The sequence below is a fragment of the Kitasatospora sp. NPDC018619 genome (assembly GCF_044391605.1).
Taxonomy (GTDB): Bacteria; Actinomycetota; Actinomycetes; order Streptomycetales; family Streptomycetaceae; genus Kitasatospora.
Genome location: NZ_JBISAI010000001.1, coordinates 175,715 through 197,267, shown reverse-complemented (window position 1 = coordinate 197,267; position 21,553 = coordinate 175,715). Strand labels below are relative to the sequence as shown.

21 protein-coding genes are annotated in these 21,553 nt (G+C 75.4%); 9 read left to right on the top strand and 12 right to left on the bottom strand.

Annotated elements, in window-relative coordinates; translation table 11 throughout:
• Positions 1 to 134: 134 nt before the first annotated feature.
• Together ACH5AR_RS00690 and ACH5AR_RS00685 are read right to left on the bottom strand one after the other, a co-directional pair.
• Complete coding sequence (locus ACH5AR_RS00690) at positions 135 to 866, bottom strand: MIP family channel protein (protein ID WP_396299167.1); 732 nt, start codon at positions 864 to 866, stop codon at positions 135 to 137.
• A 253-nt stretch (positions 867 to 1,119) separates the two neighbouring features.
• Positions 1,120 to 2,049 (bottom strand): NADP-dependent oxidoreductase, encoded by a 930-nt coding sequence (locus ACH5AR_RS00685; RefSeq protein WP_396299166.1) that lies wholly within the window; start codon positions 2,047 to 2,049, stop codon positions 1,120 to 1,122.
• Positions 2,050 to 2,196: 147 nt separating this feature from the next.
• Here ACH5AR_RS00685 and ACH5AR_RS00680 point away from each other — a divergent pair, with 147 nt between their 5' ends.
• From ACH5AR_RS00680 to ACH5AR_RS00670, 3 genes are read left to right on the top strand one after another with little or no spacing between them, the layout of a single operon-like run.
• On the top strand, positions 2,197 to 3,696 hold the full coding sequence (locus tag ACH5AR_RS00680; RefSeq protein WP_396299165.1) for a LuxR C-terminal-related transcriptional regulator: 1,500 nt from the start codon (positions 2,197 to 2,199) through the stop codon (positions 3,694 to 3,696).
• A 29-nt stretch (positions 3,697 to 3,725) separates the two neighbouring features.
• On the top strand, positions 3,726 to 4,157 hold the full coding sequence (locus tag ACH5AR_RS00675) for a protein phosphatase (RefSeq protein ID WP_396299164.1): 432 nt from the start codon (positions 3,726 to 3,728) through the stop codon (positions 4,155 to 4,157).
• Positions 4,158 to 4,195: 38 nt separating this feature from the next.
• A complete protein-coding gene (locus tag ACH5AR_RS00670; protein ID WP_396299163.1) occupies positions 4,196 to 7,132 on the top strand; it encodes an NACHT domain-containing protein in 2,937 nt (978 codons plus the stop codon).
• Positions 7,133 to 7,365: 233 nt separating this feature from the next.
• Here the strand turns inward: ACH5AR_RS00670 and ACH5AR_RS00665 are convergent, their stop codons facing one another.
• The 9 genes from ACH5AR_RS00665 to ACH5AR_RS00625 all read right to left on the bottom strand — a co-directional run bounded on the left by ACH5AR_RS00665 (position 7,366) and on the right by ACH5AR_RS00625 (position 15,430).
• Positions 7,366 to 8,340, bottom strand: a complete 975-nt coding sequence (locus tag ACH5AR_RS00665) for an urease accessory protein UreD (protein WP_396299162.1) — start codon at positions 8,338 to 8,340, stop codon at positions 7,366 to 7,368.
• Positions 8,337 to 8,957, bottom strand: a complete 621-nt coding sequence (gene ureG, locus ACH5AR_RS00660; RefSeq protein ID WP_396299161.1) for an urease accessory protein UreG — start codon at positions 8,955 to 8,957, stop codon at positions 8,337 to 8,339. Before ureG ends, ACH5AR_RS00665 begins: the two co-directional genes overlap by 4 nt.
• 53 nt (positions 8,958 to 9,010) lie before the next feature.
• Positions 9,011 to 9,739, bottom strand: coding sequence for an urease accessory protein UreF (locus tag ACH5AR_RS00655; RefSeq protein ID WP_396299160.1), 729 nt, complete (start codon positions 9,737 to 9,739; stop codon positions 9,011 to 9,013).
• Positions 9,736 to 11,460 carry an urease subunit alpha gene (gene ureC, locus ACH5AR_RS00650; RefSeq protein WP_396299159.1) on the bottom strand — a complete coding sequence of 575 codons (1,725 nt, stop codon included), beginning with the start codon at positions 11,458 to 11,460 and terminating at the stop codon, positions 9,736 to 9,738. The genes ACH5AR_RS00655 and ureC overlap by 4 nt, the downstream gene beginning before the upstream one ends.
• Positions 11,460 to 11,897, bottom strand: coding sequence for an urease subunit beta (locus tag ACH5AR_RS00645; RefSeq protein WP_396299158.1), 438 nt, complete (start codon positions 11,895 to 11,897; stop codon positions 11,460 to 11,462). The genes ureC and ACH5AR_RS00645 overlap by 1 nt, the downstream gene beginning before the upstream one ends.
• Positions 11,887 to 12,816, bottom strand: a complete 930-nt coding sequence (locus tag ACH5AR_RS00640) for a sirohydrochlorin chelatase (RefSeq protein WP_396299157.1) — start codon at positions 12,814 to 12,816, stop codon at positions 11,887 to 11,889. The genes ACH5AR_RS00645 and ACH5AR_RS00640 overlap by 11 nt, the downstream gene beginning before the upstream one ends.
• A gap of 3 nt (positions 12,817 to 12,819) precedes the next feature.
• Positions 12,820 to 13,125, bottom strand: coding sequence for an urease subunit gamma (locus tag ACH5AR_RS00635; protein WP_049661349.1), 306 nt, complete (start codon positions 13,123 to 13,125; stop codon positions 12,820 to 12,822).
• Between the two features lie 196 nt (positions 13,126 to 13,321).
• On the bottom strand, positions 13,322 to 14,233 hold the full coding sequence (locus tag ACH5AR_RS00630) for an urea transporter (protein ID WP_396299156.1): 912 nt from the start codon (positions 14,231 to 14,233) through the stop codon (positions 13,322 to 13,324).
• Between the two features lie 441 nt (positions 14,234 to 14,674).
• Positions 14,675 to 15,430: an alpha/beta fold hydrolase gene (locus ACH5AR_RS00625; protein ID WP_396299155.1), complete on the bottom strand. Its 756-nt coding sequence runs from the start codon at positions 15,428 to 15,430 to the stop codon at positions 14,675 to 14,677.
• 109 nt (positions 15,431 to 15,539) lie between these two features.
• Between ACH5AR_RS00625 and ACH5AR_RS00620 the strand changes: the two genes are divergently transcribed.
• The 6 genes from ACH5AR_RS00620 to ACH5AR_RS00595 all read left to right on the top strand — a co-directional run bounded on the left by ACH5AR_RS00620 (position 15,540) and on the right by ACH5AR_RS00595 (position 20,840).
• Positions 15,540 to 16,073 (top strand): SigE family RNA polymerase sigma factor, encoded by a 534-nt coding sequence (locus ACH5AR_RS00620; RefSeq protein WP_396299154.1) that lies wholly within the window; start codon positions 15,540 to 15,542, stop codon positions 16,071 to 16,073.
• Positions 16,070 to 16,975 carry a hypothetical protein gene (locus ACH5AR_RS00615; protein ID WP_396299153.1) on the top strand — a complete coding sequence of 302 codons (906 nt, stop codon included), beginning with the start codon at positions 16,070 to 16,072 and terminating at the stop codon, positions 16,973 to 16,975. The genes ACH5AR_RS00620 and ACH5AR_RS00615 overlap by 4 nt, the downstream gene beginning before the upstream one ends.
• A 218-nt stretch (positions 16,976 to 17,193) precedes the next feature.
• The gene (locus tag ACH5AR_RS00610; RefSeq protein ID WP_396299152.1) at positions 17,194 to 17,997 is read left to right on the top strand and encodes a DUF4037 domain-containing protein; all 804 of its coding nucleotides are present in this window, start codon (positions 17,194 to 17,196) and stop codon (positions 17,995 to 17,997) included.
• Positions 17,998 to 18,277: 280 nt separating this feature from the next.
• On the top strand, positions 18,278 to 18,943 hold the full coding sequence (locus ACH5AR_RS00605) for a DedA family protein (RefSeq protein ID WP_396299151.1): 666 nt from the start codon (positions 18,278 to 18,280) through the stop codon (positions 18,941 to 18,943).
• Between the two features lie 98 nt (positions 18,944 to 19,041).
• Positions 19,042 to 20,205, top strand: coding sequence for a sensor histidine kinase (locus tag ACH5AR_RS00600; RefSeq protein WP_396299150.1), 1,164 nt, complete (start codon positions 19,042 to 19,044; stop codon positions 20,203 to 20,205).
• Complete coding sequence (locus ACH5AR_RS00595; protein WP_396299149.1) at positions 20,196 to 20,840, top strand: response regulator; 645 nt, start codon at positions 20,196 to 20,198, stop codon at positions 20,838 to 20,840. The genes ACH5AR_RS00600 and ACH5AR_RS00595 overlap by 10 nt, the downstream gene beginning before the upstream one ends.
• Positions 20,841 to 20,889: 49 nt before the next feature.
• Here ACH5AR_RS00595 and ACH5AR_RS00590 read toward each other — a convergent pair whose 3' ends face one another.
• Positions 20,890 to 21,372 carry a YbaK/EbsC family protein gene (locus tag ACH5AR_RS00590; RefSeq protein ID WP_396299148.1) on the bottom strand — a complete coding sequence of 161 codons (483 nt, stop codon included), beginning with the start codon at positions 21,370 to 21,372 and terminating at the stop codon, positions 20,890 to 20,892.
• Between the last annotated feature and the right edge of the window lie 181 nt (positions 21,373 to 21,553).

The following is a 21,553-nucleotide window of genomic DNA, read 5'->3' as shown; positions in this document are numbered from 1 at the left end:
CGTGGGGGGGCCCCCCCCCCCCGCGCCCCCCCCCCCCCCCCCCCCCCCCCCCCCCCCCCCCCCCCCCCCCGCGGGGGGGGGGGGCGCCCCGCGCCCCCCCCCCCCCCCCCCCGCACCGGTTCGACTGCGGGGCCCTACGCCCGCGCGTCGGTGGCCAGCGCCTGCGCCGACGGAAGGTTGGGCTGGGGGTGGGTCAGCAGGTGCACGCCCGCCGCCAGCGCGCCGCCGACCAGCGGGGCGAGCAGGAACAGCCACAGCTGCGACAGCGCGTCGCCGCCCGCGAACAGCGCCGGGCCGAGGCTGCGCGCCGGGTTGACCGAGGTGCCGGTGAGCGGGATGCCGACCAGGTGGACGACCACCAGCGCGATGCCGATGGGCAGCCCGTCGAAGCCGACCGCGGCCAGCCGGTGGGTGACCGCCAGGACGACGTACACCAGCAGGAAGGTGAGGACGACCTCGGTCAGGAACGCGCCGCCGGCGTTGATGTGCACCTGGGAGCGGTCGCCCCAGCCGTTGGTGCCGAGCTTGCCGTGCGTCTCCAGCCCCGGTATCTGCTTCGCCAGCAGCAGGACGAGCGCCGCGCCCGCGATGCCGCCGAGGAACTGCGCCACCCAGTACGAGACCGCCGTACGCCCGTCGATCCGGCGGGCCAGCAGGAAGCCGAGCGTCACCGCCGGGTTGACGTGGCAGCCGGAGATCGGGCCGAGCGCGTACGCGAGCGCGAGCAGCACGAAGCCGAACGCGAGCGCGATGCCCACCGCACCGATCGCCTCCCCCGCGAGCACCGCCGCGCCCACCGCCAGCAGCACCAGCAGCAGCGTCCCGAGGAACTCGCCGATCACCGCCCGCCTGTCCGTTCCACCCATGCGCCTGGTCCTCCTGACCGTCAGGGCAGGCGGCGGCGCCGCCCACGTCCGGCCAACCCTGGTCGACCGTTCGGGGGGCCGCATGTCGGCCGGACGGCCTAGCGCCGTGTTCACGGCGCGTCCGCCTGCCGAATTACTCCGAACGGATGAAACCGTACGAAACTGCCGCGCCCAATGCAAAACGGATGCAAAACGGGCAGACGGGGACAGGACGGACGGCGAACGGCTGTCAGGGCATCACGACGTCACCACGTCAGACCGTCAGCACGATCTTGCCGCGCAGGTGCCCGGCCTCGCTGATCCGCTGGGCCTCGGCCGCCTCCGCCAGCGGGAGCACCCGGTGCAGCGGCAGCCGCAGGGTGCCCGCCTCGTGCAGGGCGAGCACGGCCGCGAAGGCGCGGTCGTAGAAGAAGCCGACGCCCTCCGCCCCTCCCGAGAAGCGGACGCCGTGCTCCTGCGCCCCCGGGATGTCGGCGATGGTCAGCACCCGGTCCGCGCCGCCCGTCAGCTCGATCGACAGCGGCAGCACCCCGCCCCGGCCGGCCGCGTCCAGCGCCCGGTGCACGCCGCCCGGGGCGGCGGCCCGCACCCGCTCGGCCAGGCCCTCGCCGTACGCCACCGGGATCGCGCCGAGCTCGCGCAGGTGGTCGTGGTTGGACTCGCTCGCCGTGCCGACGACCGTGATCCCGCGCGCCCGGGCGAACTGGAGCAGCAGGGTGCCGACCCCGCCGGCCGCGCCGTGCACCAGGAGGGTCTCGCCGGGTCGCACGCCCAGGAGGTCGAGCACCCGCTCGGAGGTCTCGGCCGCCGTCGGGATCGCGGCCGCCTGCGCCCAGCTCAGGCCGGCGGGCTTGTGGGCCAGCGTCGCGGCGTCCAGCAGCGCGTGCTCGGCGTATCCGCCGCCCATCAGGGCGCCGAACACCTCGTCGCCGGGCGCGAAGCCGCGCACCTCGGCGCCCACGGACTCGACCACGCCGGACACCTCGAAGCCCGCCACGTAGGGGAAGGCGACCGGGAAGAGCCCGGCCAGCTCACCGGTGCGCAGCTTGTGGTCCAGCGGGTTGACGCCCACCGCCCGGACCGCGACCCGCACCTGGCCCGGGCCGGGAGCGGGCAGTTCGATGTCGATCGGGCGCAGCACGTCCACGCCGCCGAACTCGGAAAAGGCGATCGCCTTGGTCATGGAAGGTCCTTCTGTTCCAGGGGGTGGGGTTCCTCCGACGCCTCCATCCTGCGACCGGGGCGGCGCCCGCCCGGCTGGCCCTTCGGACGGTTCGACCTGTCCGATCGGCCAGGCGGGAACGGCGACGGCCGCACTAGGCTGGACCGCATGGGCGGCGCGGTCGGCGCGGTCGGCGCGGTCAGCACGGACGGCACGGGCAGCAGGGGCGGGACGAGCGACATGAGCAGGACGGACAGCACGGTCAGCGGCACCGGCGGCACCGGCGGCACCGGCGGCGGGAACGACACGGGGGCCGCGGCGGCCACGGCCCCCGCGGACGACACCTGGCGGCAGCACTGGAGCCGCCCCGAGGACGCCCTGGCCCGGGCCGTCGAGGTGCTGCGCACGCCCCGGCCGGACCTCCTGCTCCGCCTGTCCGAGGCGCTCGCCACCCTCGTCCCGCACACGGTGCTCGCGCAGCTCAGCGGCGTCTGCACGTTCAGCCCCGCGCGCAGCTACGGCCCGCCCGAGCTCACCGACGCCATCAGCGCCCTGGACCTGTCCCGGCTGGCCGCGCACGCGGCCGGGACCACCGCGACCGGCCGCCCCTGGCAGGGCGAGGCCGAACTCGCCGGGCGGACGCGGCCGGTGGTGGTCGCCGCGACCGCGCCGGGCACCGACGGCGGCGCCGTCCTGATCCTCGTCCGGGCCCGCACCGAGCCGGTCGCGCCCGGGGCGCTCGCCGTGCTCCAGCAGCTCTGGGAGCTGGTGGTCGCCCACTCCGACCACCGCGCCACGGACGCCGCCCCCACCCAGACGGCCACCTCCCGCGCCTCCGCCAACGCCCGCGCCCGCGCCATCGCCGAGTTCACCGGCACCCACAGCGCCGCGCTCACCGCGATCCTGGCGCCGTTGCGCTCGACCGGCCTGGACGACGCCACCGCCCGCCGCAGCGCCACCGAGCTGGCCGTCACCGCCCTGCTCGACCTGCGCCAGGGCGCCGAACTCGACCGCACGCTCAGCGAGGAGTCCGCCGACGCCGGCTTCGCCCGGCTGGTGCGCGAGCTGCGCCCGCTGCTGCGGCACACCCGGGTCCACCTGGACGTCGCACCCCCGGCGGACGCCGACCGGTCCGTCCCGGCGGACGCCGCGCACACCGCCCGCGACGCCGTCCGGGTCGCCGTGCTGCTGATGCTGGAGCAGGAGAAGCCGACCCGGCTGCACGTGAGCTGGCAGCTCACCGCGGACGGCCTGCTGCGCGCCGTGGTGCGCGGTGACGGCCTCGGCCTGCTCACCGCCGAGTCCCTCGCCGTCCACCGCACCGCCGACCGCGTCACCGCCCTGGGCGGGCGCCACGGCGTCGAGGCCGTCCCCGGCTGGGGCACCACGGTGACCGTCGACCTCCCGCTCGCCCTCCCCGAACCCGCCCTCGCCACCGACCCGTTGGACGGGCTCCAGCCGCGCGAACTGGAGGTCCTCGACCAGCTCGCCCGGGGCCGCCGCAACCGGGACATCGCGGCGGCCCTGCAGATCAGCGAGTCGACGGTGAAGTTCCACGTCGCCAACATCCTCGCCAAGCTCGACGTCTCCTCGCGCGGCGAGGCCGCCGCCCTGGCCCACCGCGCCGGACTGCCGCGCGGGCCGGTCGGGCTGCACGCGGCGTCCTGACCCCCTCCCCCCGCTGAGGAACGCCCGCCATGACCGACCCCGCCACCTGGGACCCGACCTCCCCCGGCGTCCTGCGCCTGCCCTCCGGCCGCCTGCTGCGCGGCCGGGGCCTCAGCCTGCCCCGACCTCCGGGCCCCCGGCCGGACTTCGGCCTCTACCTGCTGGGCCGCCCGCCGCGGGTCGACTGGCCGAGCCGCTGGGTCCGCTGGCCCGACTTCCGCCTCCCCGCCGACCGCGCGGACGCCGCCGACGCCTTCCGCGAGGCCTGGGAGCGCTCCGCCACCGAACGCGTCGAACTCGCCTGCGCCGGAGGGCGGGGGCGCACCGGCACCGCGCTCGCCTGCATCGCCGTCCTCGACGGCGTCCCGGCCGCCGAGGCGGTGGAGTACGTGCGGGAGCACTACAGCCGGCACGCGGTCGAGACGCCGTGGCAGCGCAAGTTCGTGGAGCGGCTAGCCTAGGACGGGTGGGGAGCGATCCAGAGGCTACGGTCGTCAACGTGATCAGCGGCACGGTCAACGGCGACGTGATCCAGGCCCGAACCGTCGGGCCGGACAGGCCCGAAGGGCGCACCGTCACCGCCGCGTCCATGGCCGCCGCCCGCGCCGCGTACGCCCGGCGGGTCCGCCAGACGTACGGCCGGCTCGACCTGGAGGTGCTCACCCCGCTCTCCGAACAGGGCGAGCACCCGGCGGTCGAGCTGCGCGAGGTGTTCGTCACCCCGCAGGTGCGGGAGGACCCGCCGCCGGTGGAGCTGCCCCGCGAGCTGGTCCAACGGCTGCTGGCGAGCGGGGAGTTCGCGGAGGAGGTGCTGCCGGGGGAGCTCGGGGAGCCCGCCCTCGAACGGCTGCGCACCGACTACCTGAGCCGCCCGACGCAGGACGTGCTCTCCGTCCTCGCCGGGCCGCGCGGCGAACGGGTCGTCCTGCTCGGCGACCCGGGGGCGGGGAAGTCCACGCTGGCCAGGTACCTGGCCCTCACCCTGGTGCAGGAGGCGGACGGCCCGCTCGCCCCGCTGGCCGGCCTGGTGCCCCTGGTGGTCGAACTGCGCCAGTACGCCGACGGGCAGTGGCGCGAACGGACCTTCGAGGACTTCCTCGACCACCGGCACCGGGTCGCCGGGATGTCGCTCCCCGGCCCGGAGCTGCGCCGACTCCTGCGCAACGGCGAGGCGGTGGTCGTCTTCGACGGGTTGGACGAGATCTTCGACCCGGGCAAGCGCGCCGCCACCACCGAGCGCATCGCCGCCTTCGCCGCCCGCTACGACCGCGCCCGGGTGGTCGTCACCTCGCGCGCCGTCGGCTACCAGCGCGGGGCCCTCGGCGGTGCCGGCTTCACCCACGTCATGCTCCAGGACCTCGACCCGGACCGCATCGCCGAGTTCGCCCGCCGCTGGTACGCCATCGCCTGCCCGGCCGCCCCCGAGCTCGCCGACCGGCTGGTCGACCGCATCACCGGGGCCGTCGCGGCCTCCCGCCCGATCCGCGAACTCGCCGGCAACCCGCTGCTGTTGACGATCCTCGCGATCATCGGCCGACGCCAGTCGCTGCCCCGCGACCGGCAGGGCGTCTACGAGCACGCGGTGCGCGTCCTGGTCGCCCACTGGGACCGCGACACCAAGCACCTGGACGTCCCGTCGAAGCCCGGCGCCGCCGACGTGCTGGACTTCCTGGACGACCGCGAACGGCTGGAGCTGCTCCGGCTGTTGGCCCGCCGCATGCAGGAGGGCATCGGCGGCATCGCGGGCAACCACATCCACGCGGAGGAGCTGGAGGCCGTCTTCCGCGACTACTTCGCCCAGCTCGGCTACCTCCCCCACCAGTGCCTGGCCGCCGCCCGCACCCTCCGCGACCAGCTGCGCGAGCGCAACTTCATCCTGGCCCGGTACGGCAGCGAGGTCTACGGCTTCGTCCACCGGGCCTTCCTGGAGCACCTCGCGGCGGCCGACATCGTCCAGCGCTACACCGTCGACCGGGAGTGGACGCCGGAGGAACTGCTCCGCGAGGTCTTTGCCCGACGGGCGGACGACCCGTCCTGGCACGAGGTGCTGCTGCTGGTGGTCAACCAGCTGAGCGAGACGGACGCGGGGAAGGTGGTGGACCACCTGTTGGACAGGAGGGACGACGACTCCCTGGTCCTGGCCTTCCAGTCGCTGGCCGAGGTGCGGAAGATCGGGCGGCTGGACGCCCAGAGCGACCGGGCCGTCGACCTCCTCACCAAGGTCCTCTCCGGCTACGCCCACATCGGCCACGGCGACCGGCTGACCGCCGCGCTGTCCATGCTGAGCTCGGTGCCCGGCTGGACCGGACGGCAGCGCTACCTCCGCTGGTTCCACCTCCGTGGGCTCTTCCTCCCGGGGGCCCGGATGACGACGATCGCGGCCACCGCCCTGCACACCTCCTTCGAGACCTCCCTGACCCTCGCCGTCTTCGGGCCCGCGGACATCAGGAGGTCCGCCGTGGCCGGCCTGGCCCGACGCTGGAGCACCCACCCCCGCGTCGTGCCCGCACTGCTGGAGGTCGCGAAGCGGTCCACCGACGAACCGTCCCGATCCGCCGCACTGGCCGAGCTGGCGGAACGCTGGCCCGACCACCCGGACGTCCGCCCGCTGCTGCCCGGGCGGGCCGCGGCCGGCGGCGCCGGCTCCTCGCCGGTGCCGGTGCCCGCGGGGGCGGCGGACGACGCCGACGCCTTCAACACCCTGATGGCGGCCTGGTCGGCGGCCCCCGACGACCCCTCCCCGATACTGAGCCGCGCCGTCGGCCACCGGTCGGTCGTCATGCGCGCCCTGTCCCTCCAACGCCTCGCCCAGGAGTGGCACACGCGCCCGGACGTCTTCGCCGCGCTCCTCGACCGCGCGGTCAGCGATCCGGACAGCCGCGTCCGGTACACCGCCGTCTACGAGTTGACGACCCGCTGGGCCGGCCGGCCGGAGGTCGCGGCCCTGCTGCGGGACCACGTGATCCACGACGCCGGCATCGAACCGCGCAGCTGGGCCCTGCGCATGCTCGCGGCCGCGGACCCCGACGACGCCGAGACCGTCGAGCTGCTCACCGGGACGGCGTGCGGCGCCGAGTCGGAGCGGGTCAGGGAGGTCGCGGTGGACCTGCTGGCCGAGTTCCGGGGCGCACGGCCCGAGACCGCGCGGGTCCTCCTCGACCGCCTGGCGGCGGACCCGCACCCCAGGGTCCGCGGCACCGCGCTCAGCTGCTACGCGCTGGCCGCCTTCGACACCGCCGAGGAGACCGTCCGCGCCCGGGCGGCCGACGACCCCGATCCGGAGGTGCGCGGCCAGGCGCTGACCATGCTCGCCTGGCAGTGGCCCGGCAGCCCGCAGACCACGGCGGCCCTCGAACGCGCGCTCACCGATCCGGCGGTCCGCGAACCCGCCGAGGCCGGGCTCGGGGCCGTCGCGCACCTCACCGCCGGGCGCTGAACCCGCTCGGGCCGCCGGGCCCGGGCCGGGCGGCCCGAGCGGGCCCGGTCAGACCGACGGCGGCCCGGGCCCGGCTCCCGCCTCCGCCTCGTTCTCCGGCGCGGCCTCGCGCACCTCGCCGGGCAGCGCGTTCCGTCCCGCGTTCCGTTCACGCCTGACAGGACGACGCAGCCCGCCCCGCAGTCGGGCCGGCGCCGGGAGGAGACCACGAGCGGCCCCGGAGCGCCGACGGGCTAGGTCTTCCGCAGGTCCGGCGCCGGTGCCCCGATCAGCAGCCGCCGCACCGCGTCCCAGGCCGCGCGCAGGGCGGCCGCGCAGGCCCGGGTGTCGGAGCCGAGCAGCCGCAGCCAGGCGCCGCTGTCCTGGGGCAGCACGCTGACGCCGTACAGCAGGCCGCCGGACGGCCCGCCGAAGCCGGCCAGGGCCTCGTGCAGGACGTCCGCGATCCGGGCCGCCGGGGCGAGCGGGCTGAGGACGTACAGGCTGGACACCACGTCGTGCCCGGCCAGCACCGCCGGCCCGGTGACCCCGCCGCCCTCGGCCCGCGAGGGCTCCAGGCGGACGGTGTCCAGGGCGACCAGACCACCGTCCGGGCGCCGGACTTCGAGGTCGGAGGCGAACACCCGGTAGGCGTTGCGCTCGCCCCGGGCGAGGCGGCCGGCCAGGACGGTCTCGCCGGCCAGGACCGTGGCGTCCGGCTCGACGGTGAGCACCGTCCGCTGGTAGAGGCGGGAGTCGACGAAGGGGATCACCGGCTCCGGCAGGTACTCGACGTAGGCGCGCGGCCCGGCCGTCAGGTTGACCAGCTGCGTCGCGTAGTCGTGCTCCATCCGGTAGACCTTGGTGGCCGCCTGGGTGGTCAGGTGGACCGCCGTGTCGGCGCCGCAGTGCAGGTCGGTGCGGAGCCGGTCGGCCTGGAGGATGCCGCCGCCGGTGGACATCAGGAAGGTGACGGCGAGGTCGGGGCGGGCCGGGTCGAAGTACAGCGGGCGCATGATCTGCAACGGCGACTTCTGGTAGTGGCCGGTGAGTTCGGTGCGCCCGCCGACCCGCTCGAAGGCCAGCTCCAGCAGCCCGACCTTGCCGGGGCGCCCGACCGCGAGGGTGTCGGGCGTCCCGGCGTGGCGCCGGACCTCGTACGGGACGCGGGCCGGCTCGTAGTGCCGGGGGTCGAGCCGGGGCACGACCCCCTCCACCGCCACGGTCATGCCGGGACCTTGCGGAAGGTCTCCAGGAAGGCCGCGATCTCCTCCAGCCCCTCCCCCGTCAGGCAGTTGGTGAGCACCACCGGCCCGCCCTCCCGCACCCGGTGGGCGTCGGACTCCATCACCCCGAGGTCGGCGCGGACGTACTGGGCGATGTCGATCTTGTTGATGACCAGCAGGTCCGACTCGGTGATGCCGGGGCCGCGCTTGCGCGGCATCTTCTCGCCCTCGGCGGTGTCGAGGACGAAGAGGAAGAGGTCCACCAGCACCGGGCTGAAGGTCAGCGTGAGGTTGTCACCGCCGGACTCGTACAGCAGGGTGTCGACGTCCGGGAAGCGCTCCAGCATCTCGGCGCCGGCCGCGAGGTTCATCGTCGGGTCGTCCCGGACGGCGGTGTGCGGGCAGGCCCCGGTCTCCACGCCGACCACCCGCTCCGGATCCAGCACCCCGGCCAGGGTCCGCCGCACGTGCTGGGCGTCCTCCTGGGTGTAGATGTCGTTGGTGATCACCGCCGGCCGGTGGCCCCGGGCGATCAGCACCGGCACGAGCGCCTCGATCAGCGCCGTCTTGCCGGAGCCCACCGGGCCGCCGATGCCCACGCGGAGCACGTTCTCGGTCAACTCTCCTCCTCTAGTCGTACGTTGTGCAGGTGTGGTGGTGCGCTCGCAGGGGGTCAGCTCATGAACAGCCGGGCCTCCGCCCGTTCGTGCCGCCCGGACATGGCGTCCGCGACCGGCACGCAGCCGCCCAGGTCCGCCAGGTCCCGCACCAGGGCGGCGGAGACCACCTCCCGGATCACCGGGGCGGCCGCCCGCAGCACCACCTGTGCCCTGCGGTGGTCGGTCAGCCGGAGCCTCAGCGCCGCGCCGACGAAGCTGGTGCAGAACGCGAACAGGTCACTGGTGACGGCCTGGTGGACGGGGACGGCGGCCGAGGCGTACGCCACCCCGGCCGCCACCGCCTGGCAGCCGGGGGCCCGCTTCTGCGCCACCAGCGCGGCGTACCGCTCCAGCGGCTCGCCGCCCACCGACTCCCGGGCGATGTCCAGGAGTTGGCGGCCGGTCCGGGTGGAGGCCAGGCGCAGCTCGCGGTTGAGCCTGGTGGCGTGCAGCCGCTGGTCGGTCTCGGCGAGCAGGTCCCAGTCGTCCGCCGCGGCCGCCCGGTGGGCCAGGACCAGGGCCGTCGCGTCGGACGGCCCGACCCCGTGCCGCAGCAGGTCGGCGAGCAGCGCGGGCAGGGTGTCCGGGGTGACGGCCCTGGCCTGGGCGTAGCCCTCCAACCCGTGCGAGAGGGTGTAGAAGCCGCTGGGGAAGGCCGAGTCCGTCAGCTGGAGGCAGACCAGCAGCGCGTCCAGACCGTCCGGGCCGTCCGGACCCGGCCCGCCCCCGGGTTCGGTGCTCACGCGAGGTAGAACAGGTGGTTGAGCGGCAGCTCGCGGGCCGGCTCGATGGTGGCCGGCTCGCCGTCCAGGGTGACCCGGTAGGTCTCCGGATCGACCGCGATCTTCGGCAGCGCGTCGTTGCGCACCATGTGCTGCTTGCCGACCGAGCGGCACCGGCGCACCGGCAGCACCCGGCTCTCCAGCCCGAGGCTGGCCGGGACCCCGAGGTCGACGGCGGCCTGCGACATGAAGGACACCCGGGTGGCCTGCTTGGCCCGCCCGTACTGGCCGAACATCGGCCGGTAGTAGACCGGCTGCGGGGTGGGCAGTGAGGCGTTCGGATCGCCCATCAGCGCCCAGTTGATGACGCCGCCCTTGATGACCATCTTCGGCTTGGCGGCGAAGGAGTTGATCGGCCAGAGCACGATGTCGGCGAGCTTGCCGGGCTCCAGCGAGCCGATGTGGTCGGCGGTGCCGGAGGCGACGGCCGGGTTGATGGTGAGCTTGGCGAGGTAGCGCAGGACCCGGACGTTGTCGTTGCGCTCGCTGTCGCCGGCCAGCTTGCCGCGCTGCTCCTTGCAGTGGTGGGCGGTCTGGAAGGCCCGGGTGAAGGACTCGCCGATCCGGCCCATCGCCTGCGAGTCGGAGGAGAAGATCGAGATGACGCCCTCGTCGTGCAGCACCGTCTCGGCGGCGATGGTCTCGGCGCGGACCCGGGAGTCGGCGAAGGAGACGTCCTCCGGGATGTTGTGGCTGAGGTGGTGGCAGACCATCACCATGTCCAGCAGCTCGTCCACCGAGTTGACGGTGTAGGGCAGCGTCGGGTTGGTGGAGGACGGCAGGACGTTGGGCTCGCCGGCGATCCGCATGATGTCGGGGGCGTGGCCGCCGCCGGCGCCCTCGGTGTGGAAGGTGTGGATGGTGCGGCCGTCGATCGCGGACAGGGTGTCCTCGAAGTAGCCGGACTCGTTGAGGGTGTCGGTGTGGATGGCCACCTGCACGTCGTACTCGTCCGCGACGCTCAGCGCGCTGTCGATCGCGGCCGGGGTGCTGCCCCAGTCCTCGTGCACCTTGAGGCCGCACACGCCCGCCTCGACCTGCTCGCGCAGCGCACCGGGCAGCGAGCCGTTGCCCTTGCCCAGCAGGCCGACGTTGACCGGCAGGTCCTCGACCGCCTGGTACATCCGGTGGATGTTCCACGGGCCGGGGGTGCAGGTGGTGCCGTTGGTGCCGTCGGAGGGGCCGGTGCCGCCGCCGATCAGGGTGGTGATGCCGTTGCTCAGCGCCTCCTGCACCTGCTGCGGGGCGATGAAGTGGATGTGGGTGTCGATGCCGCCGGCGGTGGCGATCAGGTGCTCCCCGGAGATCACCTCGGTGCCGGGGCCGATCACCAGCCGCGGGTGCACGCCGCTCTGGGTGTGCGGGTTGCCCGCCTTGCCGACGGCGACGATGAGGCCGTCCTTGACGCCGATGTCGCCCTTGACCACGCCGAGCACCGGGTCCATCACGACCACGTTGGTGACGACCAGGTCCAGCGCGCCCTGGAGCGAGGTGGCGGCCGGGTCCTGGGCCATCCCGTCGCGGATGCCCTTGCCGCCGCCGTAGACGGCCTCGTCGCCGTAGTGGCCCTGGTTGAAGTCCTGCTCGACCTCGACCACGAGGTTGGTGTCGGCGAGGTGGAAGCGGTCGCCGACGGTGGGGCCGAAGAGGTCGGTGTACTGCCTGCGGGAGAGCATGGCCATCAGCGGTCGCCTTCCTGGCGGGTGTCCGTGGGGAAGTCCCGGGGCCGGTCTTCCTTGTGGTCGAGGTTGGTGCCCTTGAAGCCGAGCGCGATGGCCCGGTCGACGGCGCGGGCCCGGGTGGCGGGGGCGGTGATGCCGCCGTCCACCAGGTTGGCGAAGCCGACCAGGCGCCGGTGGCCGCCGAACTCCGCGAGCGTGACGTCCTTGGTGTCGCCCGGCTCGAACCGGACGGCGGTGCCGGCCGGGATGTCCAGGTGCTTGCCGAAGGCCGCGTTGCGGTCGAAGTCGAGGGCGCGGTTGGCCTCGAAGAAGTGGTAGTGGGATCCGACCTGGATCGCCCGGTCGCCGGTGTTGCTGACCGTGACGGTGGCCTTGGCGCGGCCGGCGTTGATCTCCACCGGGTCGTCGCCGTACAAGTATGCGGCGCTACCGGACATGGGTGGCCTTCCTCTCTGCCGGGTCCGTGGGGGTGTGCACGGGTGTGTGGGGGGCGGTGGGCTGGTGCCCGTGCTGGTGCCCGCGGCGTTCGTGCTGCTCGTGCTGTTCGTGCTGGTCGTGCCGCGTGTGGTGGCTGTGGTGCTGGTGGTGGCCGTGGTGCTGGTGCTGGGGCTCGCCCGGCCCGTGGCTGTGCGCGTAGCCGTGCCCGTGCTCGGCGTCGAGGCCGGCCAGGACGCCGTCCTCCCCGTGCCCGAGCAGGTGCAGCGCCGCCGCCGTCCGGGCCGCGACCACCCCGGCGAGGGCGGACGGCCGCAGCAGCGGGCCGCCGTCCCGTACGCCGGGCAGCGCGGTGCGCAGGGCCGGCCCGAAGGAGGCCGGAACGGCCGTCACCTCGCGGGCGCCGAGCAGCCGGCAGCGTTCGGCGCCCTCGGCCGGGGCGGGGTCGCCGCCGTCGAAGGCCACCTCGACCCACCGGTGCCGGCCGTACTGGCGGGCGAGGCGGGCGATCCGGAACAGTTCGGCGTCCTCGAACGGGCCGGCCGCCGGGGCGGTGACCAGCACCGCGCCGTCGGGAGCGGTCCCGGCGGCGGCGCGCAGCCAGCCGATCAGGTGCTCGGCGGCGCCGAAGGGGGCGGTCAGGGCGAGCCGTCCGCGGCCCTCCTCGGCGGCCAGCCAGCGCAGCGCCCGGGCGGCGTCGGCGACCAGGGCCGGATCGCGGCCGAGCGTCATCGGGACGACGCACACCGGTCCGTCGCCGGCCGCGGCGAGCGCCGACCGTACGGCCTCGGTGAGCGGACGGCCCGCGGGTGCGGTGGCGTGCACGGCGGGCTCGCGGGCCACCAGGGCGGCGAGGTCCCGGCCGCCGCCGCTCTCGTGCCCGGCGGCCAGCACCACGGTGGCGGTCTGGGAGCGGGGCATCGCTCAGGCACCCACCGGGTCGTGGCAGGAGACCAGCTTGGTCCCGTCCACGAACGCCGCCTCCACCTGGAGCAGCGGGAGCATCTCGCGCACGCCCGGCATGACGTCCTCGCCGCTGACGACCTGCTTGCCGATCTCCATGCACTCGGCGACGGTGCGGCCGTCCCGGGCGCCCTCCATGATCGCCTCGCTGATCAGGGCGCAGGCCTCGCTGTAGTTCAGCTTGACCCCGCGGTCACGGCGCTTGCGGGCCAGATCGGCGACGACGTAGATGTACAGCTTGTCGATCTCACGCGGCGAGAGATTCACGGGTCTCACTCTTCCTTTCCGAGAATCCGATGGAATGCGGGAAATACTCGAACTGCCTGAAGCCCCCGGCGCGCCGGGAATTCAGGGGCGTCGGACACGACGGCACCGATTCGCGATGACGCCGGGGCACGGCGCGGCCAGGGCACGGCGCCACCGGGGCACGGCGCCGCCGGGGCACGGCGCCGCCGGCCGCGCGTCAGACCCGGCGCAGCCGCGGGACGGCCGGCACGGCGGCCAGGAACAGCATCGTGGTCAGCACGAACGGCCAGGTGAAGGCGTGGCCGCCGAAGGGCGCGGTGACCGCGCCGAGCGCCGGGGTCAGCACCGTCGCACCCGCCGCGCCGAGCAGGGCGTAGGCCGCGCTCCAGACGTCGGGCACCAGGAACACCCCGTACAGCGCGAGGGCGACCAGCACGCCGCTGTACCCGAGCAGCCCCTGCCCGACCGCCTCGCCCGGGGCGCCGAACGCCCAGGCCGTGACCAGCCCGGTGGCGCTCCCCGCGCAGGCCATCAGGCCCGCGCGGGGGCTCGCCGCGAACAGCCCGGCCAGGAACAGCAGGCCGACGTACCACTGCGGCATGAAGAAGATCTGACCGATGTTCGCGAAGAACCCGTGCCAGAGCTGGTCCCAGCCCAGGCCGGTCGGCCCGGCGGCCGGGACGGGCAGGGCGGCGGGCGCGCCCGCGCCGTGCCACAGCCGCCCGAACCCGGGGGCGGCGGCCGTCACGGCCGTCGCGACCAGGCAGAACGGCGCGGTCAGCGCGGGCAGCCGCCAGGTGGCGAGCAGTGCCCCGAGCCCCGCCGTGACCACCACGGCCACGGCGGCCCCGAGGACCGCCACCGCGAGCGTCGCCGGGTGCCCGGCACCCAGGAAGACGGCGCAACCCAGCGCCACCAGGCACCCGTTGTACCCGTGCAGCCCCGCCCCGACGGCCTCCCGGTCGAGCCCGAGCCCGTACGCCACGGCGGTGGAGACGGCGCTGCCGAGCAGTCCGTAGACGCCGTACCGCCAGTCGGCGGCGGACAGTGCGGCCACGAAGAGGAGCCCGCAGACGACGGACGGCATGAAATCGACCTGCGCGATGCCGCGCAGGACCTCCGCGACCAACCTTCCGGATATCGGACGAGCCGCCACTTCGGCGCTCTCCCCACCCTTTTGCCAACCCATGCTGCGCACCATTTTTCCGGTACGGCCGGCCTGCCTGAGTCGGCCCCGGCGATTCCTCCGGAACCGTACTCCTGTGGAATGCGAAGTCCAGTGGGCACGAGCCGTCATGCCAAATCCACGAAGGGTGACCACCAGGCCCCTGAGCTGCAACATTCTGTTGAAGTAAGAGCCCGTCAGGTTCGTTGCAGGGAGAAATCCTTTGCGAAGTTTTACTGATCGTTGGCATCCGCGCCCGCTGCCCGCCGCGCGCACTCCGGCCGGACCGGACGCCGCGCCAGGACCCTCTCGAACGACGCCGGTTCACGCTTCCGCGCGGGCGCGGCGCGGCTAGGGCGTGTCTGACAATTCGCCGCGCACCCGGCGAGAATTGTCAGACACGCCCTAGCGGCGGGTGCCCTCGCCGAGGAACGCGAGCAGCAGGGCGGTGGTCTCGGCCGGGCGCTCCAGGCTGGGGAGGTGGCCCGCCCAGGGGAGCTCCTGGTGGCGGGCGGCGGGCAGGAGGGCGGGGAGGGCGGCGGCGATCTCGCGGAAGTCCGGGAAGTCGTGGGCGCCGGAGACGGCCAGGGTGGGCGCGGTGATCCGGCCGAGGTCGACCTCCTCGCGGTCGGAGCCGACCGTCGCCTCCCGCTGCACGTCGAAGGCGTGGCGCTGCATCCGGCGGACGTGCGCGCGGGCCCGTTCGTCGGCCTCCGGGCCGAGCCAGGCCCCGACGTTCAGCTCGACGGCCGCGTCGATCTCCCCGGCCTCGACCAGCTCGTCCTCGCGGGCGCCGAAGGCGCGCAGGGTGTCGCTGGGCACGTGTCCGGGCATGCCCGCACCGAGCAGGGCCAGCCTGGTGACCGCCGCGGGGCGCAGCGCGGCCGCCGTCAGGGCGATCCGGCCGCCGTAGGAGGCGCCGACCAGGGCGGCGCTCCCGATGCCCAGGTGGTCGAGCAGGGCCAGCACGTCCCGGGTGTCGCTGTACGGGGCGTCCGCGAGCGGCGTGTCGCCGAAGCCGCGGAAGTCGCAGCGGACCACCCGGTACCCGGCGTCGAGCAGCGGCTGCCACTGGGCGTCCCACATCCGCCGGTCGCACACCGAGGAGTGCAGCAGGACCACCGCCGGGCCACGGCCCGCTACGTCATGAGAAATGATCATCCGGCGGATGGTAGTGCCCCGGCCTCCGTTCTCCCAGCGGATTTCGCGGCGCCGCGCCGGTAAGCGCTTTCGGCCGCCCCCGGGCTCTGGAGGGGTGAAGGAGGTGCTCATGGGAGAAGCGAAGAGCGAGCGGGACGACGGGTTCCAGGCGTTCATCGTCGCGGCCTGGCCTCGCCTGGTACGGACGGCGTACCTGCTGGCCGGCGAGCAGTACGCGGCCGAGGACCTGGTGCAGTCGGCCGCCGAGAAGGCCTGTGCGGCCTGGTCGAAGGTGCGCCGGGCCGACGATCCGTACGCCTACGTGCGGCGGATCCTGGTCAACCAGCACGCCCGCCGCTGGCGTCGCCGGGCGCCGGAGCTGCTGGTGGAGGCGGTGCCGGACGCGGCCGGGGTGGAGGACGGCTTCGCCCGCTCCGACCAGCGCGGGGCCCTGCTGGCCGCGCTGGCCACCCTGCCGCCGCGCCAGCGCGAGGCGGTGGTGCTGCGGCACTGGGAGGACCTGAGCGACAGCCAGACGGCCGCCGCCATGGGGTGCTCGGCGGGCGCGGTGCGCAGCCACGCGGCGAAGGGCATCGCGCGGCTGCGGCAGGTGACGGCACTGGTGGAACCGAAGGACACGACGCGGATCGGAGGAGCGGCATGAACCGGGAGCCGGACGGGGCGGGCACGGGCGTGGACGACGGCGGGGACCTGTGGGTGGGGCTCGGCCTGGCCGAGGCGGCGGCCGGTGCGCGGATCGGCCCGGCGCCGGTGGCGGACATCGTGGCCGGCGGTCGCCGGTTGCGCCACCGCCGCCGGACGGTGCTCGGCGCGGTGGCGCTGGCCGCGGTGGTGGCACTGACCGGCGGGGCGCTGGCCCAGCTGCGGCCCGGCCCGGCGGCCGCGGGCACCGTGCTCGCGCCCGCGACGGCCCCGCCGCCCGCGCCGTCGACGGACGCCGCCACCCCGGCCGTGCGGGATCCGCTGACGCCGGTCCGGGTGCTGCTCGGCGAGGGCCGCACCCCGGACGGCAAGCAGTGGCAGCTGTGGGAGGCGCTGTGGCCGCAGGCCCCGAGGGAGCGGGCGTTCGAGCAGGCGACGGCGGTGTGGGAGGAGCGCAGCCGGTACGACGCGGCGGTCTCCAGGCCGACGGAGGAGTACGTCCAGCGGTACTGGCAGCCGGACTCCGACGTCACCAACGTCTACTTCACGGTGGACGGGGTGCGGCTGAGCCACGACTCCGAGGGCGCCGCGGCCGCCCCGGGCAAGCTCGACCCGCGCGACCGGACGAGCTTCGGCGGCGGCCTGGTCGGCCACCGGGGCAAGGGCGACACGGTGGCCCCGCTGGACGTGGTGCTGCTCTCCCTGGGGCCGGACGTCGGCCGGGTGGTGGTGACCTGGGCGGACGGCTCCACCACCGAGCCGCGGCCCGTCACCGTGGCCGACTCACCCATCCGGGCGATGGTGGTCGCCCGCCCGGGGACGATGCGCGCGAAGTCCTGGCAGTTCTTCGACAAGGACGGCCGGACGCTGCCGGACGCGGGGGCCTCGTTCCTGACCGAGTAGGCCTCCGGACGCGGGACGGCGCCGACGCCGGACGGCGCCGGACGCGGGGGCGGGAGGCCGCACGGGGGGGCGGGAGGCCGCGCGGGAGGCCGGATGCCTCCCGCCCCCGTCAGCCCGGCAGCAGCTTCGCGACGGAGGCCGCGAGGGCGGGCGGCGCGCTCGCGGGTGCCGGGGGCGGGGGACGGGGCGGGGCCGACCTCCTCTGCCAGACTCCCCCCATGCGCACGATCATCGCGGACATGGCCGAGCAACTCACCCGCGTGCCCGGCGTGGTGGGGGTGATGCTCGGCGGCAGCCGGGCCCGGGGCGAGGGGCGTCCGGAGTCGGACTGGGACCTCGGGGTGTACTACCGGGGCGCCCTCGGCCTGGACGCGCTGCGTGCCCTCGCCGGCCCGGGGGCCGAGGTGGCCGGGCCGGGCGGCTGGGGCCCGTGGGTCGACGGCGGGGCGTGGCTGCGGGTGGACGGCGTCGCCGTGGACTGGATCCTGCGGGACCTCGACCGGGTCGAACGGGTGTGGACGGAGTGCCGCGCGGGCCGCTACGAGGTCGGCGTCCAGGCCGGCCACCCGCTCGGCTTCTGGTCGCCCTGCTACCCGGGCGAGGTCGCCCTCGGGCAGCCGTTGGCCGATCCCACCGGGGAGTTGGCGCGGCTCAAGCGGGCGACCGCCGAGTACCCGGAGCCGCTGCGCCGGGCGCTCACCGCGGCCGCCTGGGAGGCCGGCTTCCTGCTGGAGAGCGCCGCGAAGAGCGCCGCGCGCGCCGACGCCCTGCACGTCTCGCTCTGCCTGTCGCGCGCCGTCGGCGTCCTGGTCCAGGCCCTGTACGCCCACCACCGCCGCTGGTGCCTGAACGAGAAGGGCGCCTTGCCGGTGGCGGAGCAACTACCGGACACACCAACGGACTTCGGCACCGTCGCGCGCTCCCTGCTGGCCGCGCCCGGCGGGTCGGCGGCGGAGCTGACGGCCACCGTCGCCCGGGCCCGCGAGCTGGCCGCGGCGACAACGGCCGTGCTGACGGGCTGAATCGGCCAGGGCGACGGGAGACGACGGGCTCTCGCCCGTGCCCCGCTCCCCCGATTGCCGTACCCGGAGCAGGCCTTCGGCAGAACCACCGTCGCCGGTGCGCGGCCGGGGCGGCGACCACCGCGCGTCCCCGTCCTGCGGAAAGCCCCACCCGGGCGGCCCTGCGGTTTTCCGCAGGAGGTTCGCCGGAAATCCGCATACCGCCCCTGACCTGCGATTTCTAGCGTGGAGGGCACAGCCGGCCACATCGGCGCCGACACCCCGACCACCTGGAGCCCGCATGCCGCCCACCCTCCTCGCCATCGCCCAGCAGCCCGCCGACGGCTTCGCCGGGTGGGCGGCCCACCTGGTGGACACCATGGGCGGCCCCGGAGCAGGCCTGGCGATCGCCCTGGAGAACCTGTTCCCCCCGCTGCCCAGCGAGGTGATCCTGCCGCTGACGGGCTTCGCCGCCGGGCAGGGCGTGATCAGCCTCGCCTCCGCCCTGGCCTGGACCACCCTCGGCTCGGTCGCCGGGGCCGTCGTCCTCTACTGGCTGGGCGCCCTGTTCGGCCGGGAGCGGATGCACGCGCTCTGGGCCCGGCTGCCCCTGGTCAAGGCCTCCGACCTGGAGCGCACCGAGGCCTGGTTCGCCCGGCACGGGACGAAGGCGGTGCTGCTGGGCCGGATGGTGCCGATCTTCCGCAGCCTGATCTCCGTCCCGGCCGGGGTCGAACGGATGCCGCTGCCCGCGTTCGTCATGCTGACCACGCTCGGCAGCCTGGTGTGGAACAGCGTGCTGGTGATGGCCGGGTACCTGCTCGGGGACCGCTGGGACGCGGTGGAGGCGTACGTCGGCCTGTTCTCCAAGGCCGTCCTGGCGGTGGTCGCGCTGGCGGTGGCCGGGTACCTGGTGCTGCGGGTCCGCGGACGCGACGGCTCCGCCCAGCACCGCCGCACCCGGTGAGCCGGCCCGCGGGCCCGGTCGGTGGCGCCGCGGCCCGCAACGGCCCGGCCGCCCCCGTCTCCCCCACCGCCCGGACCCACCCCGTAAGCTCGGACCCCGTGCAGGGGGAGGGAGCAGACGCCGCGTCACGGGTGCGCCGTGCCACCGGGGTCCTGCTCGGCTGCCCGAGCGCCGTGCTCTGCGCGCTCTACCTCCTCCTCGCCGCCGCCGTCCTCGGCCCGTTCCTGCTCTGGCCGCGCACCCGCCCGTACGCGGCACCGGGCCTGCTCTCCGGGGTGCGCCGGCTGGCCGCCCTGGAGCGGGCCCGGCGCCGCGCGTTCTTCGGGGACCGCTTCCCCCACCGCTACCGGGCCGACGACCGCAGGCTGCTGCGCTACCTGGTGGTGCGCACCGGCGGTGGGCTGGTCACCGGGGTGGTGCTGGGCCTGCTGGGCTTCGGGCTGGTGCTGGCCGCCCTGCTGGGCGGCGGCGTGCTGCGCGGCTCGCTCGGCTGGGAGGAGCTGGCGACCCAGGTGCTGCTCGGCGGGGTGCTGCTCTTCCTGGCCCTGCAGGGCCTGTCCTCGCTGGCCGCACTGGACGCCCGGACCGCCCGGGAGTGCTTCGGACCGTCCGAGGCGGAGCTGCTGCGCCACCGGATCGCCGAACTCGCCGCCAGCCGGGCCGCGGTGGTGCGGGCGGTGGACACCGAGCGGCGGCGGATCGAGCGGGACCTGCACGACGGCGTGCAGCAGCGGGTGGTGGCGCTGGCGATGCTGCTCGGCCGGGCCCGGCGCGGCCTGGACCGCCGACAGGACCCGGAGCGGACGGAGGCGCTGCTGCGCCAGGCGCACCGGCAGGCGCAGGAGGTGCTGACCGAGCTGCGCGAGGTGGCCTGGCGGGCGTACCCGTCGGCGCTGGACACGCTGGGGCTGGAGGAGGCGCTGGGCGGCGTGGCCGAGCGCTGCCCCGTCCCGCTGCGGCTGCACTACGAGGTGGCCGGCCCGCTGCCCGAACCGGTCCGGACGGCGGCCTACTTCGTGGTGTCGGAGTGCGTCACCAACGCGGCCAAGCACTCCGCCGCCTCGGTGGTCTCGGCCCGGGTGGAGCGGAGCGCCGCCCTGCTCACCGTACGGGTCGAGGACGACGGGACGGGCGGTGCGGACCCCGCGGGCAGCGGCCTGGCCGGTCTGCGCGGACGGGTCGCCGCACTGGACGGTACTCTCCGTGTCCACAGCCCCGCCGGGGGCCCGACCGTCATCACCGCGGAGCTGCCGTGCGCGTGACCCTCGCCGAGGACTCGACCCTGCTGCGGGAGGGCCTGGTGCGGCTGCTCGCCGAGGAGGGGCACGAGGTGCTGGCCGCGGTCGGGGACGCGGCGGCGCTGACGGCCGCGGTGGCGCAGCGGCGGCCGGACGTCGTGGTGGTGGACATCCGGATGCCGCCGACCCACACCGACGAGGGGCTGCGGGCGGCGGTGGAGATCCGCGCGCGCTGGCCGGAGGTGGGCGTGCTGGTGCTCTCCCAGCACATCGAACGGGGCTACGCGGCCCGGCTGTTGGACGCGGGCGCGGAGCGCGTCGGCTACCTGCTGAAGGACCGGGTGGCCGAGGTCGACGAGTTCCTGGACGCCCTGGTGCGGGTCGCCGCGGGCGGAACGGCGATCGACCCGGAGGTGGTGCGCCGACTGGTGGTGCACACCCCCCGCACCGACCCGCTGGCCAGGCTCACCCCGCGCGAGCGCAGTGTCCTGGAGGCGCTCGCCGAGGGGTGGACCAACGCGGCCATCGCGCAGCGGCTGCACGTCTCGCAGAGCGCGGTGGAGAAGAACCTCAACGCCGTCTTCGACAAGCTGGAGCTGCCCCGCACCACCGACCACAACCGCCGCGTCCTGGCCGTCCTGCACTACCTGGGCGCGTAGCGGTCCGGGGCACACAGGACCGGCCCGGGCGGCCCGCGGTGACCGCCCGCTACTCCGCGACCACCGTGGCCGGGGTCCCGCCGGTGACGGCGAGCAGCTCCCGGTACGTCATCGGGACGACGGTGTGCGGGTGGCCGGCGGCGGCCCAGATCACCTCGTACGCGTCGAGCGCCGGGTCGACGACGGTGCGCAGCGGCGCCGGGTGGCCGGTGGGGGCGACGCCGCCGATGGCCTGGCCGGTGGCCTCGCGGACCTGGGCGGCGCTGGCGCGCTCGATCGGGCCGCTGCCCAGCTGCCCGGCCAGGTGGGCGGTGTCGACGCGGTGGGCGCCGCTGGTCATCACGAGCAGCGGGGCGCCGTCGCAGACGAACACCAGGCTGTTCGCGATGGCGCCGACCTCGCAGCCGAGCGCGGCGGCGGCCTCGGCGGCGGTGCGGGCGGAGTCGGGCAGGACGCGGATCTCACCGGCGACGCCGGCGGCCGCCAGCGCTTCGGCGACGGCCCGGCTGCGGGCGGGGAGGGAGGAGGTCATCGGGCTATCATGCCCTGCTCCGGCGGGGCGTCACACAGTTTTCACACCCCGGCCATCCAGCGGCCGCGCGCCTGGTTGACACTCTGTCAAGCGCGCCCGGAACCGCCTGCTCCGCATACGGACGGTCAACGATCGCATGACATTGTGTCGACAGCGTGTGCAAGCACGGCCCAGGCGGCGA